Consider the following 14,330-nt stretch of genomic DNA (forward strand, 5'->3'; position numbering starts at 1 on the left):
TGAAAAAAGAGGTGAAAATGTGATTTCAATACATCCAACAGATTATGAAGTGCACCTTTTTCACGAAGGAAGTTTGTACGAAAGCTACAAAGTATTTGGGGCTCATCCTGTAACACAAAAAGGAGTAAAGGGTACGCGCTTTTCTGTTTGGGCTCCCCATGCTATTGAAGTGAAAGTTGTCGGAAACTTCAATAAATGGGATGGCAGCAATCATGGAATGACTAAGGTAAATACTGAAGGAATATGGTCAATATTTATTCCTGGACTACTAGAAAATGAAATCTATAAGTATCAAATTGAAACAGCTGCTGGAAATAAGTTCTTAAAAGCAGATCCCTATGCCTTTTATTCAGAGCTCAGACCTCACACAGCGTCTGTCATCTACAATATTGAGGGATATGATTGGAAGGATCAACAGTGGTTCAAAAATAAAAAAAAGAAAAGGATTTATGAAGAACCGCTTGCGATTTACGAGATACATTTAGGTTCGTGGAGAAAAAAGGATGAAGGAAGATTTTATACATATAGGGAGTTAGCTGCTGAACTAATTCCATACGTACTTGAGCATCATTTTACACATATTGAAATTATGCCACTTGTTGAACATCCTTATGATCGTTCATGGGGATACCAAGGAACCGGATACTATTCTCCAACAAGTCGCTATGGGAGTCCGCACGATTTAATGTATTTTATCGATCAATGTCATCAAAACGGTATCGGTGTTATTCTTGATTGGGTTCCTGGACATTTTTGCAAAGATGCCCATGGTTTGTATATGTTTGATGGGAGGCCAACCTATGAATATAAAGATATATTTGTACGAGAAAATGAAGTCTGGGGAACAGCCAATTTTGATTTGGGGAAAGGTGAAGTAAAAAGTTTCTTAATTTCTAACGCCTTATTCTGGATGAAATGCTATCACGTCGATGGATTTCGAGTGGATGCAGTGGCCAATATGCTGTACTGGAAAGCCGGGGGTATTTCTCAAAAAAATGAATATGCAGTATCCTTCTTACGAAAGCTGAATGAAGTAGTTTTTGAGACAGATCCTACAGTCCTAATGATTGCAGAAGATTCCACAGATTGGCCGCTTGTGACAGGACCTGCCTATGAAGGTGGCTTAGGCTTTAACTATAAGTGGAATATGGGTTGGATGAACGATATTTTAAAATATATGGAAGCAGAATCGCAAAACAGAAAGTATATGCATGATAAAGTAACCTTTTCTTTAATGTATGCTTATTCTGAAAACTTCGTCTTACCATTTTCACATGATGAAGTTGTACACGGTAAAAAATCACTTTTAAATAAAATGCCTGGCGATTATTGGCGGAAATTTGCCCAACTACGCTTATTATATGGGTTTCTAATGTCACACCCCGGTAAAAAGCTCCTATTTATGGGCGGAGAATTTGGTCAGTTTGATGAATGGAAGGATTTAGAGGAGTTAGATTGGGTATTACACGATTATGAGATGCACCGCGTTTTGAATGATTACTTTAAAGAATTGATGCTGTTCTACAAACGTACGAAAGCATTGTGGGAGCTTGATCATTCAAATGAAGGATTTGAGTGGATTGATGTTAATAACAAAGATCAAAGTATTTTCTCTTTTATAAGAAAAGGAAAAAAAGAAAGTGATCTTATAATTATCGTTTGTAATTTTACAGAGGTCGTGTATGAAAACTTCAAAGTCGGGGTTCCATCCTACGCATATTACCATGAAATATTTAATAGTGATGCAGTTTCCTATGGTGGTTCTGGGCAAATAAATAAAAAGAAAATCAAATCAGTCAAAAAACCGTTTCACAACCAGCCAAGTCATCTAGAAATGACCATCCCGCCCTTTGGTATATCGATCTTACAACCAGTGAAAACAAGAAAGGGGAGTATAAGCAATGGGAAAGAAAAAACAGTGCGTAGCCATGCTGCTAGCAGGCGGTCAAGGTAGCCGATTGAGCGCACTAACAAGAAATAAAGCAAAGCCAGCTGTATCCTTCGGAGGAAAATATCGAATTATTGATTTTCCATTAAGTAACTGCACAAACTCAGGAATTGATACAGTAGGAGTATTAACTCAGTATCTGCCCCTTGTATTGCATACGTATATTGGAATTGGAAGCGCATGGGATTTAGATCGAAATAATGGCGGCGTTACCGTCTTGCCTCCCTATTCGGAAACAGCAGGTCTTAGGTGGTATAAGGGTACTGCCAACGCGATTTATCAAAATTTAAATTATTTAAAACAATACAATCCAGAATATGTCCTCATTCTGTCTGGTGACCATATTTATAAAATGGATTATTCTAAAATGCTCGCGTATCATATTGATAAGGAGGCAGATGTTTCCATCTCTGTCATTGAGGTACCTTGGGAAGAAGCAAGCCGTTTTGGGATTATGAATACTAATGTGGATTTAGACATTATTGAATTTGAGGAAAAACCGAAGGATCCAAAAAGTAACTTAGCATCGATGGGGATTTACATTTTTAAATGGCCGGTTTTAAGAACCTTTTTAGAAATGGATGATAAAAACCCTGAATCTTCCAATGATTTTGGAAAGGATATTATTCCTCTATTACTGGAAGAAAAGAAAAAGGTCGTGGCTTATCCATTCAAGGGTTACTGGAAGGATGTTGGGACTGTAGGCAGCTTGTGGGAAGCCAATATGGATTTATTAAAAGAGGATACTGACCTGGATCTTTATGACCGTAATTGGAGAATTTACTCTGTGAATCCAAATCAACCGCCTCAATATATTGCCCCAACCGGTCACATTGAAGAGTCATTAATTAATGAAGGCTGTATTGTAGAAGGGACCATAAAGCACTCCGTTTTGTTCCAGGGTGTTACAGTGGAAGAAGGAAGTGTGATTAAAGACTCAGTGATCATGCCGAATGCCCATGTTGGGAAAAATGCGGTAATTGAACGCGCCATTATTGCTCCAGGAATGAAAGTGGAGGACAATGCCGTTATTCGTCCATCAAAGAACAATGATGCCGTTATATTATATGCGGATGAAGAATAGTTAAAAACCACAGAAAAGGAAGGGCGATCCTATGCCGTGCTCAATGCTGGGAATTATTAATGCAACGAATGAGTTTGACACCTTTAAAAACTTAACTGCTCATCGTTCTTTAGCATCTCTACCGTTTGCCGGTCGATATCGATTAGTCGATTTTATGTTATCAAATATGGTGAACTCAGGTATTACTAATGTGGCTATTTTCACTGGAAAAGAAGTTCGGTCGCTGATCGATCATTTAGGATCCGGAAAGCAATGGGACCTGGACAGAAAGCGTGATGGCCTGTTTGTCTTTTCACCTGAGGGCACTTCCAGAATCGAGCGTTTTGGTTCCTTTGCTCATTTTGCCAAAAATATTACCTATTTCTTACGCAGTAAGCAAAAATACGTAGTGATTACAAATTGCAATACAATCGGAACCATTGATTTTTGTAAAATATTAGATCACCATATGGAAACAGAAGCGGATATTACCGAGGTTTTTCATAATGGGCAATCGCTGCAGACATATATTCTGGACAAAAATTTATTATTATCTCTGTTCGAGCAATACAAAAATCAAGGATATTACACGATTTTTGATGTTGTGCATGATAAACGCCATAAATTTAAAATTAATATGTATGAATGGTCTGGCTATATTACCATAATTGACTCTCTCCAAAGCTATTATCAAAATAGTTTGGATTTGCTGCAGCCTTCCGTATGGAAGCAGGTTTTTACAAAGAATGAGCCAATCTTTACGAAGGTAAAAGATGAGCCGCCAACACAATATAAAAATGCTGCAAAGGTTACGAACTCAATGATCGCAAATGGATGTATTATTCAAGGAGAAGTAGAAAATAGTATTCTTTTCCGTTCGGTTAAAGTTGGAAAAGGAGCTGTGATTCGTAATTCTATTATTATGCAGAAGTGTCAAATAGGTGAGAATTGTATCCTGGATAGTGTAATATTAGATAAGGATGTCAAGATTGATAATGGTGTACAACTGGTAGGTACCAAAGAGAACCCTTATCTAGTAGAAAAAGGAACAGTTCAAAAGGGGCGTTGAGAAAAAGTGAAAGTATTATTTGCGGTATCCGAGTGTGTCCCGTTTGTCAAAACTGGAGGCCTTGCTGATGTAGCGGGGGCACTTCCTAAGGCGTTAAAAAAGTTAGGGACTGAAGTACGTGTTATTTTACCAAATTATAGTTTAATTCCTGAAAAACTTAAAAGTTTATTTCAATTTCAAAAAGCGATCAATGTACAGGTAGGATATCGCAGTCAATACTGCGGTATCCTTACTGCAGAGCATGATGGAATTACCTATCATCTGATTGATAACGAATATTATTTTTATCGTGATTCCTTATATGGTCATTATGATGATGGGGAGAGATTCTCTTTTTTCTCAAAGGCAGTTTTAGAGTGTATTCCACATCTGGATTTTATTCCTGATGTAATCCATTGTCATGACTGGCACACAGGAATGGTGAATTTTGTATTAGATTCTCATTATCGACAAATTTCAATATATAAGGACATTAAAACAGTATTTACGATTCACAATTTACAATTTCAAGGGATTTTTCCATATGAGGTAATGAGTGAGCAGTTAGGTTTAGGGCATCAATATTTTAACAGTGAACAACTTGAATTTTATGGGAATATTAGCTTTATGAAGGGCGGTATAATTGCATCTGATATTGTAACTACTGTCAGCCCAACATATAAAGAGGAAATTCAAAATCCCTATTTTGGTGAAAGACTTGATGGGCTATTACGAAAATATCGTCATAAGCTTATCGGAATTGTAAATGGAATTGATGATACAGCCTATAATCCTAAAACAGACTGTGATATTGCTGTTCCTTATGATCTCGATTCCCAAGAAGGTAAAGTGGAAAATAAACTAGAATTGCAGCAATATTTTGGACTGCCAGAAAAAGAAAGCACGCCAATCATTGCCATGGTCACTCGCTTAACAAGTCAAAAAGGCTTAGACTTATTGCTCCATGTATTTCACAGTATGATTCAGGAAGATATTCAATTCATTGTCCTTGGTTCTGGAGACCCTACGTATGAAAACTTCTTAAAGCAAATGGCACATGAATATCCGGATAAAGTTAGAATATACATAGGTTTTAATGAATCACTGGCACACCAAATTTATGCGGGAGCCGATTTATTCTTAATGCCTTCTCAGTTTGAACCTTGTGGATTAGGGCAGCTTATTGCCTTGCAGTACGGAACAATTCCGATTGTTAGAGAAACGGGCGGCTTAAATGATACAGTCCATTCTTATAATGAATTTACAGGTAATGGGAACGGCTTCACCTTTAAAAATTTCAATGCCCATGATATGCTTTATACCATTAAAAGAGCCATTTATTTTTATCATCAAAAAGAGAATTGGACTAACTTAGTACAAAAAGCTATGAGTCAAGATTACAGTTGGTTACAATCGGCAAAGGAATATAACGAAATTTATGAGGACTTAATGGCAGGCTCAAAATAATATACACATAAAAACTATGAAAAAAGGGAGACCAGTGTGAATGAACATTGGTTTCCCTTTTTTTACTCAATAGCTATGAGCTAACCTTCTTAAGTTGTATTTCCTTCACTTTCTGATATTGCTTATCCGGCCACCATGCACCACAATCGTCAGATACAACACATGCAGCACATTTTTGCAGGTCGTAGACCTTCATTCCGGAAATGGGAGGGGAATAAAGATGGAGAGTAACCAAATCGGTATTGTTGGAAGCTTTCATTTTATGGATACCCTTTTTCGGAGCATAAAAATATTTTCCTTTATGATGGATTTCATGAAACAATTCGTTAGGCAGGCCATCTCCTTTTACCTCAAAAACAGAATTTATGGAAGTGCCGGAAAGGACTTGTATCCAGCCATGGGAATTGCCGTGATCATGAGGGGCACACTCCAACTGAGACCAATTCATAACGAGAAGTTCAACTTCTTCGTTCTTAAATAGTAGCTTTCGATTGTATGGTTTTCCCGGAGAGGGTTCTGGTAAGTGAGCAAGATCTTTTATAGTTAGATCCATTTTTAAAAGAGCCGCTTTCAACTCGACTTTAGATGGACTTTTTAAGGTACCCAAAACATTCTGTAGCTTCATTGTCAAAGTCATATAGCTGTCCTCCTACCGACGTTTTTTCATAATGAGGTTGACCAACATAGGCATAAGCTGACCGTTAACAATAATCACTCCAATAATAATTATGATTCCCCCAGCAACACTTATGAGAAAAACTTTTTCATCCAGAAGCAATACCGCAGCAACCAACGTTGCGATTGGCTCCATATATAGAAACATCGAAACCTTTGAAGCCTCTAACACCTCAAGTGCTCTACCCCAGTACCAATAAGCAATCCCCGAAACAAAAACCCCAAGAAACAACAAATGGGCCCACTCCGAATAGTTCAGATGGGAGAATGATTCCCAGCCTTTATTTCTAATGAGTAATGGTGTGGTTAGAATCAAACCTATTAAACTCATATAAAACGTGATTAAGAGAGGTGAATATGGAATCTTTAAGCTTTTTAAAAGAACTGAATAAACTGCCCAATTCAACGTGCTCAACATCATGAGAAGAAAGCCAATATTAATAAAAAACTGAAAGGATTGCCCACTTCTTGTTGTAGTGACGATTAGGACACCAGTGATCGCGAGCACCATTCCCACAGCCTTTGATATACTCAATTTTTCATGTAAAAAGAGAATGGAAAGGATGACAGTAAAGATCGGGGAAAACGAAATGAGCCAACCAGCAGATGAAGCGTTAATCGTCAACAAAGCTGTCGCTTGAAGTATCTGATGAACAAATACCCCAAGGATACCGAGGATTGTTAAATGTGGGACATATTTAAAGGAGACTAGTAGCCGCTTACGCTGCATTAGTAATAGCAACAGCAAAAATAAGGATCCTATACCAAACCGCACAACGAGTAACGAATATGGATCCAATTTTCCTAACACAGCCTTCGTCGATACAAAGGAAACTCCCCAAAAACTAATCGACATGGTTGCATATAACGAGGCAGTTAACTTCGATTTATAATAAGTCAAAATAGAGCATCCCCTTCAGTAAAAAGGTGGTTACTTCATCATATGCTTGTCCTGAAAGAAGATGTTTGTAGCTTTTAGCAGCAAGGTTATGCTTAATTATTTTTTTCAGCTTTGTTCATACGAAGCGGGATAGAAGAATAATATCAAAATAGTGTGTAGTTTACTATGTGGGAGGAATAAACATGAATGATTTCTTTGAGAAAACTGCTAGATTTGAACACCGTTTTTGGCTTCAAATATTAGGTGATCATTCAAGGTTTATATACGAATCGTTAGCCCCCGTTCAAAAACAGGAAATTGAAACGGCCTCAACATTTATTCAGGTATTTGACAATTTACTGGAGCGTGCAAAATCCGCAAATCTAGAGCCATTAACCAGCGAAGCTCAATCCGAAGTTATAAAATTACGAGAATATAAATTGGACCTATTAAGAAAACATCTGATTGGAAAAATAAAAATTCACCTTTCACCCACTTTTATAAATCATATGGTAAATGAATTGGAGGAGTATTTAAGAATTTTAGAACACTTAAAGGCTGGGCAAGTCCCACCTGTATACCACGAGCTCCACCATCACCTATTGTGGTTATTAGATGCAGCGGGGCATGCAGAGGGGATTTCCACCAACTTAGATGGTGTTGAGAAGAAATTGAGAGAGAAAAGCGTAACATTTAGGAAAACATTTGAAAGTTTTTACTTAAAAGCAGCAGAACTTGCAGGGTATTTAAGAACCAATTTAGCTTCTTTCCCTGCTTTGGATAAAATGAACTTAGACAGCCAGTTAGAAATTAAGTTATTTCAAAACTTTTTACAGGAAATCGAGGAGCTTCGTCTAAGTAAGCAAGCATTAGGAACCTTCGCACCCTTAATGGCGGATCATATGTACCGTGAAGAATGTTATTATCTTATGAAATTAGCGGAATCTGCAAAAATAGACTCACCAAACTGTGATCCTGCAAAACCTAGGCTAAAAGAATGAATTCTATCCATCCATAAAAGAGAGGGGGAAAGTAATCCGCTCTCTTTTGGAGTTTCCGATGTCTTATTAAAAGCAAGTAAACGATTGGATTTGTCGTAAGTCTATTCCGAAATAAACCCATCTAAATCCAGTCCAGCGATATCCTGAGACTGAGTTTCGTCCTACATGTGTCGGATAAAACCAAAATTGTTCAAACCCTCTCAGCCATAAATAGGTGTATCTATATAAGCATCCTCTAATACCACCTGGGTCTACTGCATATGCTGATACTTGTTGTTGAGGAACAAAAGATGGCGGTGGTGAAGTTGGTGGTCCTGCCGCTGCACCTTGATCTGGTGGTCCAAACGGTGGTGGTGAAGTTGGTGGTCCTCCCATTGGACCTTGACCTGGCGGTGCAAACAGAGGTTGAAACCCACCAAATTGTCTGTCACCAGGGTGGGAAGGGTAATAATTCTCCACATGGAACGGAGTTGAATATAAGAAATTTTCTTGACTATTTGGATAGTTATAATACTGAGGTAGGTAATTAGGATACATAAATTGCACTCCTTTACATATAAACTCACACCATCATATTCATAAGTCATTTACCTATCATTTTGTACTTTCGAAAAGTGTATTTATTTTTCGGTAAACAGATCATTTTCATGACCTATTGGTGTCATATAGGCATTTACCTGCATATGGTAAATCAAGTAAATGCAAATGTTTGCAGGGGGGGATCTATTTGTACAGGCAATTTCAAGAACAAACCTATGGTCATGATACTTATTCTGGAAACATTGTGTTGCTTGATATGAGGCAAGGTGATGTTACAGGTGACGGTATAGTGGATTACGTCTACCTATATGGAAGAAAGAACGGTGAAACTGAAAACTTCGCTGATCAAATTACACTCGTCATTCAAGATGGGCGTTCGAAACGGATTTCAACTATTAATCTTCAAAATAATGCTGGATACAATGCTCAGCTCTTTCTGGGGGATTTTTCTAATGATAATATATTGGATATTTTGGTAAGTATTGAAACGGGTGGAAGCGGAGGATACGGTATTTTCTATATTTACTCCATCAGAAATAATATCCCACACCTATTGTTTGATGTTGAAAAATATAATAAAAGTTATACCTTCAAAGTCAATTATGAGGACTTTTATAAAGTAACTGTAGGAAGCCCTTCATTAGATTTGCTTTTCACACTAGACATTAGTTACAAGGGGTATGATTATCTATCTGAGCTTTATGATGAAAATGGAAAATTAAAACAGCCAGTTAAAGGCGAAGTTCTTGCTGCAACAGCAGTATATCCCATTGTTACAAATGTAAAAAGCCTAAGTTATGATTTACTTGTTCTTCAACGGATTATTGGTACGTCTAATGCGGATACATTAGGTTATGTCGAAAACCTTTTAACATGGAATGGAACTCAATTTATATCCACATCTTTGGCAATAGAGATTTTTGGAACAAAGTTAAGCAGCACCTACTAGTGCCAAGCTACATTTAATTTAAGCATCGGAGGTAAAAAAATGACAAAATTTTTTTCGTTTCATGGAACTGTCACCATGATTACTGACCTTGTTGGACAAACTGGTGCAGGAGAAGGTTGTAATAAATTAATAACTGTAGAAAATGGCACGGGAGCAATAGTGAATTTCGTGGTGTCACCAACGACTTACTTTGTTGATCATGTAATGGTGGCAGTAGGAGATCGCGTGACTGGTTATTATGATGGAAATGCACCAGCTATTCTTATTTACCCTCCACAATATCCAGCGCTTGTCATGGTAAAAGATAGCCCATATCAGAATGTAAAAGTAGATTATTTTAATAATGAATTGGAGAGTAGCGATGGACGGTTACGATTAAATATATCTCCTTATACCCAAATACTGTTAACAAATGGGCAACTCTTTACAAGAAACCCTGCGAACAGAGATCTTATTGTCATTTATGGACCCTCCACTAAAAGTATTCCCGCCCAAACCACACCTTATAGAATTATCGTTTTGTGTTAGGAAGGATGGCAGAAAATTTCTGTTTGGAATATTAATAGGTATAGATAAAAACAAAAGATTCGTCCATTTCGGACATGAGGGTGTTCATTATGAGAAAAAGGAATATTCAAGGTCAACCACAAACAATGATTGGTCAAGCATGGACCGGAAGACATGTGATCTTGCTGCACTGTACAACCAATAATCAATTCATAAATCTTTATAAAAGTTACCATGCTCCAATTGAGCCACCACGTCAAAATTGTGCAGAAACGTTGTCACAATTATTAAGTATCGGATATCGTATTATGGCGATTACTCCCATCTCAGCCAATCAAATTCAATATTTTTTAGTCCTAGGGGACTAAGAAACAAATGGACCCATTCCGTTAAGGAGGGTTCATTTTTTCTTCAAGATTTTAGATTCTGAAGAATACTATGTATTGACAAAGTGATAGAATACTACTAAAATTAGAAATTATTCAACAATAATGTAGTTTGTGAATTTAGATGATTGGTAAATAACTTTTTAAGTGGGAGATTGGTTCTTCTATACAAAATTTAATAATAAGCGAGCTATGAATGCTATGGGTCACACTATAGCAGGAGCAGCTTCTGGAGAGACCGCAGGGAATCTGCGGCGCCGAAGGGTTCACAATCTCAGGCAAAAGGACAGAAGAGTACGTATTTTATTTGTTATTCTGACAAAAGAGTGATGAATATTATTTGTTATTCTTATGACCATGAGATTGGAGCTGATCCAGTCTCTTTTTTTATGGTATTTAACTTTATGTTCATCACTTCACAACTCGAATTTTACCAAATAAGGAGGAAATAGAAATGGCACAACAAGAGTTAAAACGAGATTTAAAAGATCGACACGTACAACTAATTGCGATTGGCGGTACGATAGGGACAGGTTTATTTCTTGGTTCAGGAAGAGCGATCCAGTTAGCAGGTCCATCTATTATATTTGCTTATTTAATTGTTGGTATTGCATGCTTTTTTGTGATGAGGGCACTTGGAGAGCTACTATTATCGAATGCGGGCTATCAATCATTCACGGATTTTGCTGAAGAGTATATTGGACCATGGGCTGGTTATGTGACAGGATGGACGTATTGGTTTTGTTGGATCATGACTGCCATGGCTGATATTATTGCTGTCGGGGTATATGTGCAATATTGGTTCGATATCCCTCAATGGATACCTGCTTTAGTCTGTTTAATTCTTTTATTGGGACTGAATTTACTAACCGTAAAGTTATTTGGAGAATTAGAGTTTTGGTTTGCAATAATTAAAGTCATTACCATTCTTGCTTTAATCGTAATAGGGATCATTTTATTGTTTATTGGATTTCAAACCGATTCAGGCACAGTTACAGTCAAAAATCTTTGGGGACACGGTGGTCTTTTTCCAAATGGAATATCAGGTTTCTTTCTGTCTTTTCAAATGGTTGTCTTTGCATTTGTAGGTGTTGAATTAGTAGGTGTCTCTGCAGCGGAAACATCTAATCCAAGAAAAAATATTCCATCTGCCATTAATAAGATACCTCTACGAATCTTATTTTTCTATGTGGGAGCCCTTATCATTCTTTTATGTATCAATCCTTGGACAGAATTGAATGCTGCTAATAGTCCATTTGTAAAGACGTTTAGCTTAGTAGGTATTCCAATTGCTGCAGGAATTATCAATTTTGTTGTTTTAACATCAGCGGCATCCGCGTGTAACAGCGGATTATTTTCAACCAGCCGAATCTTGTTTAACTTAAGTGGTAATAAACAGGGACCTGCTCCATTTGCAAAATTAAATAAAAATCATGTGCCAAGTAACGCATTATTTATTTCCACACTTGTTCTTTCAGCCGGTGCTCTTTTAAGTAAGCTGATTCCAGAACAAGCCTTTGGAATCGTGACAACGATCAGTGCGATTTGTTTTATTTGGGTTTGGGGCATCATATTAATTTGTCATTTGCGCTACCGGAAATCACGTCCAGATTTACATGAAAAGTCGATTTTTAAAGCACCGTTCACACCGTTTATCAATTATGTCGTCCTAACATTATTTGCACTCATTCTTATTATCATGCTCTTTGCCGAAGCAACCCGTGTTGCTTTATTATTAACACCTGTTTGGTTCATTCTTTTATTCATTTTATATACATTTAAAAAGAAAAAGGGTGTCAGCCTAACGTCTCAAAACATACACTCTTCATAATGATGCTTTTTTAGACAGTGAGGAGTGGCGTTATGAAGTTTGAGATGCAAAAAGCGAATTTGCTTGCTGAAAATATCAATGGATTTATAACATATGTTCAAAAATGTCATGTCAATAAAAACAGCACCAGGTTTACACCAGATAAATTGTATCAAATAAAACTTTTTATTGAAGAGTATAAATTTCAGATCCTAGCAGATGAATTGATTAGAATTAATAAGTTTGATTGGGATGAAAAGTATACGTATTATTTAGTGGATCAATTTATAAAAGGGCTTAAGATTATTGACGAATACGTAAAAAATCATTACAATGATCTATTTCTGTTGACGGGCAGACTTTACACTTTAAATAATCTCAGTGAAACATTTAGTAGAAGGGAATAATGTAATGCTTCTTTTCCTAAAAAGACTCTACTAGTTCTTTCTTATTGTCACATGAAAATTATCGTGTTACTATTAGATGAAATTAAATTCCTTTAAATTGGTCCAGAGAGGCCAAAAAGGCGAAAGTAAACTTCATATATACTTTGTTACGTATATGAATGCCCTTTTGTCTTTGGATGAAAGGGCATTTTATTTTTGCCAACTATCTTTTAATCATAGTCCTGTGAGGCTTGAAAGGAGAACGACAGAAATGGATTATCGCAGAAAAACAGTAGTCGCATCAGTAGCAGGTTTAACCTTAGAGGGCATGGATATCATGTTCATCTCCTTTGCCATGTCGATGATTATTGCTCAATTTCATATTGATATGGTGGCAGGAGGTCTCATTTCTTCTATTACAAATCTAGGAATGCTAGCTGGCGGAGTCATTTTCGGTATATTAGCAGATAAATTTGGGAGAGTTAAAATATTTACTTATACCATTCTACTATTTGCTATCGGTACGGCGTTAACCGGTCTAGCCGTGAATATTGAACAAGTTTACATCTTTCGGTTTATTGCCGGCTTGGGTGCTGGTGGAGAATACGGAATTGGAATGGCTCTTGTGGCTGAAGCATGGCCAAAGAACAAACAAGGACGGGCTTCTTCTTATGTGAGCATCGGTGCACAATACGGTGTAATTCTCGCAGCTCTCCTAAGCGCAATTATCCTTCCTTCATGGGGATGGAGAGGTTTGTTTTTCATAGGATTGGTTCCTGTTATATTCGCCTTTATCGTAAGAAAGAAATTAGACGAATCTCCTGAGTGGCTAACTGCAAATAAGAAAAAACAATTGGTACCTAAGGAATGGAAACTAAAACAATTGTTTGCAACTCCAAGAACTTCAGTAACAACAATTGCTCTAGCGATAATGGCAACTGTCCAAATTGCCGGATACAATGGTTTGATGATTTGGCTGCCATCTATGCTGCAACAATCCCAAGGATTATCCGTATCAAATTCGGCCCTTTGGACGATTAGCACAGCAGCTGGTATGATAGCAGGGATGTTAACGTTTGGTCAATTTATCGATCGCTTTGGAATGAAGCGCTCCTATGGAATCTTCTTGTTCGCTTCGGCGGTCGCTGTCTTTTTATATGCCTTTGCGTCAGGGAGTGCCGGTTTATTAATCGGAGGTGCAATCGTCGGATTTTTCTCTAATGGTATGTTTGCGGGTTATGGGGCATTAATAAGCAGTTTCTATCCAGTAGAAATTCGAAGCACAGCAACCAACACAATCTTTAACTTTGGACGAGCATTAGGGGGATTATCTCCTATATTAGTAGGATATATCCTTCAGCATGCTAATGTTACAGCAGCAATGGGATATCTCGCTTTACTATACTGTATCTCCTTTATCGCGATGATTAGCTTGAAAAAAGGAAAAACTACTACTCAAGAGCAAAACAGAACATTTTCTAAAGTTGTGTAAATTACAGTAAGAAACTTCATTATGCAAAGAGGCTACAAATCACTTTTGATTTGTGCCTCTTTTTCTTTGGATTGAACTAAATTCCATTTCTCAACTTTAAATTGGATTATAGAAAAAAAGTAATCTATCATGGTAAAATGGACTCAATATGAAAGGTGAAAAAGGTAATGTAAGTGCA

Annotated in this window: 14 protein-coding genes and 1 riboswitch; of the genes, 11 read left to right on the forward strand and 3 right to left on the reverse strand. The window is 37.1% G+C overall.

All coding sequences use genetic code 11. From position 1 onward, the window contains the following. Nucleotides 1-19: 19 nt before the first annotated feature. Genes glgB through glgA form a run of 4 tightly spaced genes read left to right on the forward strand, consistent with a single transcriptional unit; the run spans nt 20 to nt 5,526 of the window. Nucleotides 20-1,954, forward strand: a complete 1,935-nt coding sequence (glgB, locus tag QNH17_RS10810) for a 1,4-alpha-glucan branching enzyme (protein ID WP_481858593.1) — start codon at nt 20-22, stop codon at nt 1,952-1,954. Continuing rightward, the gene (locus tag QNH17_RS10815; protein ID WP_283878681.1) at nt 1,902-3,032 is read left to right on the forward strand and encodes a glucose-1-phosphate adenylyltransferase; all 1,131 of its coding nucleotides are present in this window, start codon (nt 1,902-1,904) and stop codon (nt 3,030-3,032) included. The genes glgB and QNH17_RS10815 overlap by 53 nt, the downstream gene beginning before the upstream one ends. A 31-nt stretch (nt 3,033-3,063) precedes the next feature. Continuing rightward, nucleotides 3,064-4,080, forward strand: coding sequence for a GlgC family sugar phosphate nucleotidyltransferase (locus tag QNH17_RS10820; RefSeq protein WP_283878682.1), 1,017 nt, complete (start codon nt 3,064-3,066; stop codon nt 4,078-4,080). Nucleotides 4,081-4,086: 6 nt separating this feature from the next. Beyond that, the gene (gene glgA / locus QNH17_RS10825) at nt 4,087-5,526 is read left to right on the forward strand and encodes a glycogen synthase GlgA (protein ID WP_283878683.1); all 1,440 of its coding nucleotides are present in this window, start codon (nt 4,087-4,089) and stop codon (nt 5,524-5,526) included. Between the two features lie 73 nt (nt 5,527-5,599). Here glgA and QNH17_RS10830 read toward each other — a convergent pair whose 3' ends face one another. Next, nucleotides 5,600-6,163 carry a cysteine dioxygenase gene (locus QNH17_RS10830; protein ID WP_283878684.1) on the reverse strand — a complete coding sequence of 188 codons (564 nt, stop codon included), beginning with the start codon at nt 6,161-6,163 and terminating at the stop codon, nt 5,600-5,602. A gap of 12 nt (nt 6,164-6,175) precedes the next feature. After that, nucleotides 6,176-7,102, reverse strand: coding sequence for a DMT family transporter (locus QNH17_RS10835; protein WP_283878685.1), 927 nt, complete (start codon nt 7,100-7,102; stop codon nt 6,176-6,178). Nucleotides 7,103-7,284: 182 nt separating this feature from the next. On the opposite strand from QNH17_RS10835, the gene QNH17_RS10840 reads away from it, so the two are divergent. Beyond that, nucleotides 7,285-8,082 (forward strand): DUF2935 domain-containing protein, encoded by a 798-nt coding sequence (locus QNH17_RS10840; RefSeq protein WP_283878686.1) that lies wholly within the window; start codon nt 7,285-7,287, stop codon nt 8,080-8,082. 66 nt (nt 8,083-8,148) lie between these two features. Here QNH17_RS10840 and QNH17_RS10845 read toward each other — a convergent pair whose 3' ends face one another. Further along, complete coding sequence (locus QNH17_RS10845) at nt 8,149-8,619, reverse strand: hypothetical protein (protein WP_283878687.1); 471 nt, start codon at nt 8,617-8,619, stop codon at nt 8,149-8,151. Nucleotides 8,620-8,809: 190 nt separating this feature from the next. On the opposite strand from QNH17_RS10845, the gene QNH17_RS10850 reads away from it, so the two are divergent. The 6 genes from QNH17_RS10850 to QNH17_RS10875 all read left to right on the forward strand — a co-directional run bounded on the left by QNH17_RS10850 (nt 8,810) and on the right by QNH17_RS10875 (nt 14,152). Further along, nucleotides 8,810-9,571: a YybI family spore inner coat protein gene (locus tag QNH17_RS10850; protein WP_283878688.1), complete on the forward strand. Its 762-nt coding sequence runs from the start codon at nt 8,810-8,812 to the stop codon at nt 9,569-9,571. Between the two features lie 39 nt (nt 9,572-9,610). Beyond that, a complete protein-coding gene (locus tag QNH17_RS10855) occupies nt 9,611-10,099 on the forward strand; it encodes a hypothetical protein (protein ID WP_283878689.1) in 489 nt (162 codons plus the stop codon). Between the two features lie 89 nt (nt 10,100-10,188). Then, complete coding sequence (locus QNH17_RS10860) at nt 10,189-10,446, forward strand: hypothetical protein (RefSeq protein ID WP_283878690.1); 258 nt, start codon at nt 10,189-10,191, stop codon at nt 10,444-10,446. 237 nt (nt 10,447-10,683) lie between these two features. After that, nucleotides 10,684-10,764: riboswitch (glycine riboswitch) on the forward strand. A gap of 154 nt (nt 10,765-10,918) precedes the next feature. Beyond that, a complete protein-coding gene (locus QNH17_RS10865) occupies nt 10,919-12,295 on the forward strand; it encodes an amino acid permease (protein ID WP_283878691.1) in 1,377 nt (458 codons plus the stop codon). A gap of 32 nt (nt 12,296-12,327) precedes the next feature. After that, nucleotides 12,328-12,681 carry a hypothetical protein gene (locus QNH17_RS10870; protein WP_283878692.1) on the forward strand — a complete coding sequence of 118 codons (354 nt, stop codon included), beginning with the start codon at nt 12,328-12,330 and terminating at the stop codon, nt 12,679-12,681. 250 nt (nt 12,682-12,931) lie between these two features. Continuing rightward, on the forward strand, nt 12,932-14,152 hold the full coding sequence (locus QNH17_RS10875) for an MFS transporter (protein ID WP_283878693.1): 1,221 nt from the start codon (nt 12,932-12,934) through the stop codon (nt 14,150-14,152). Nucleotides 14,153-14,330: the final 178 nt, after the last annotated feature.

The sequence above is a fragment of the Neobacillus sp. SuZ13 genome (genome assembly GCF_030123365.1).
Classification (GTDB): Bacteria; Bacillota; Bacilli; order Bacillales; family Cytobacillaceae; genus Neobacillus.

What these genes read in the sequence shown, in the direction of transcription:
- QNH17_RS10855 (WP_283878689.1), top strand. Translation starts at nt 9,611, where the DNA reads ATGACAAAATTTTTTTCGTTTCATGGAACTGTCACCATGATTACTGAC.
- QNH17_RS10865 (WP_283878691.1), top strand. Translation starts at nt 10,919, where the DNA reads ATGGCACAACAAGAGTTAAAACGAGATTTAAAAGATCGACACGTACAA.
- QNH17_RS10875 (WP_283878693.1), top strand. Translation starts at nt 12,932, where the DNA reads ATGGATTATCGCAGAAAAACAGTAGTCGCATCAGTAGCAGGTTTAACC.
- QNH17_RS10815 (WP_283878681.1), top strand. Translation starts at nt 1,902, where the DNA reads ATGGGAAAGAAAAAACAGTGCGTAGCCATGCTGCTAGCAGGCGGTCAA.
- QNH17_RS10860 (WP_283878690.1), top strand. Translation starts at nt 10,189, where the DNA reads ATGAGAAAAAGGAATATTCAAGGTCAACCACAAACAATGATTGGTCAA.
- QNH17_RS10840 (WP_283878686.1), top strand. Translation starts at nt 7,285, where the DNA reads ATGAATGATTTCTTTGAGAAAACTGCTAGATTTGAACACCGTTTTTGG.
- QNH17_RS10870 (WP_283878692.1), top strand. Translation starts at nt 12,328, where the DNA reads ATGAAGTTTGAGATGCAAAAAGCGAATTTGCTTGCTGAAAATATCAAT.
- QNH17_RS10845 (WP_283878687.1), bottom strand. Translation starts at nt 8,619, where the DNA reads ATGTATCCTAATTACCTACCTCAGTATTATAACTATCCAAATAGTCAA.
- QNH17_RS10830 (WP_283878684.1), bottom strand. Translation starts at nt 6,163, where the DNA reads ATGACTTTGACAATGAAGCTACAGAATGTTTTGGGTACCTTAAAAAGT.
- QNH17_RS10820 (WP_283878682.1), top strand. Translation starts at nt 3,064, where the DNA reads ATGCCGTGCTCAATGCTGGGAATTATTAATGCAACGAATGAGTTTGAC.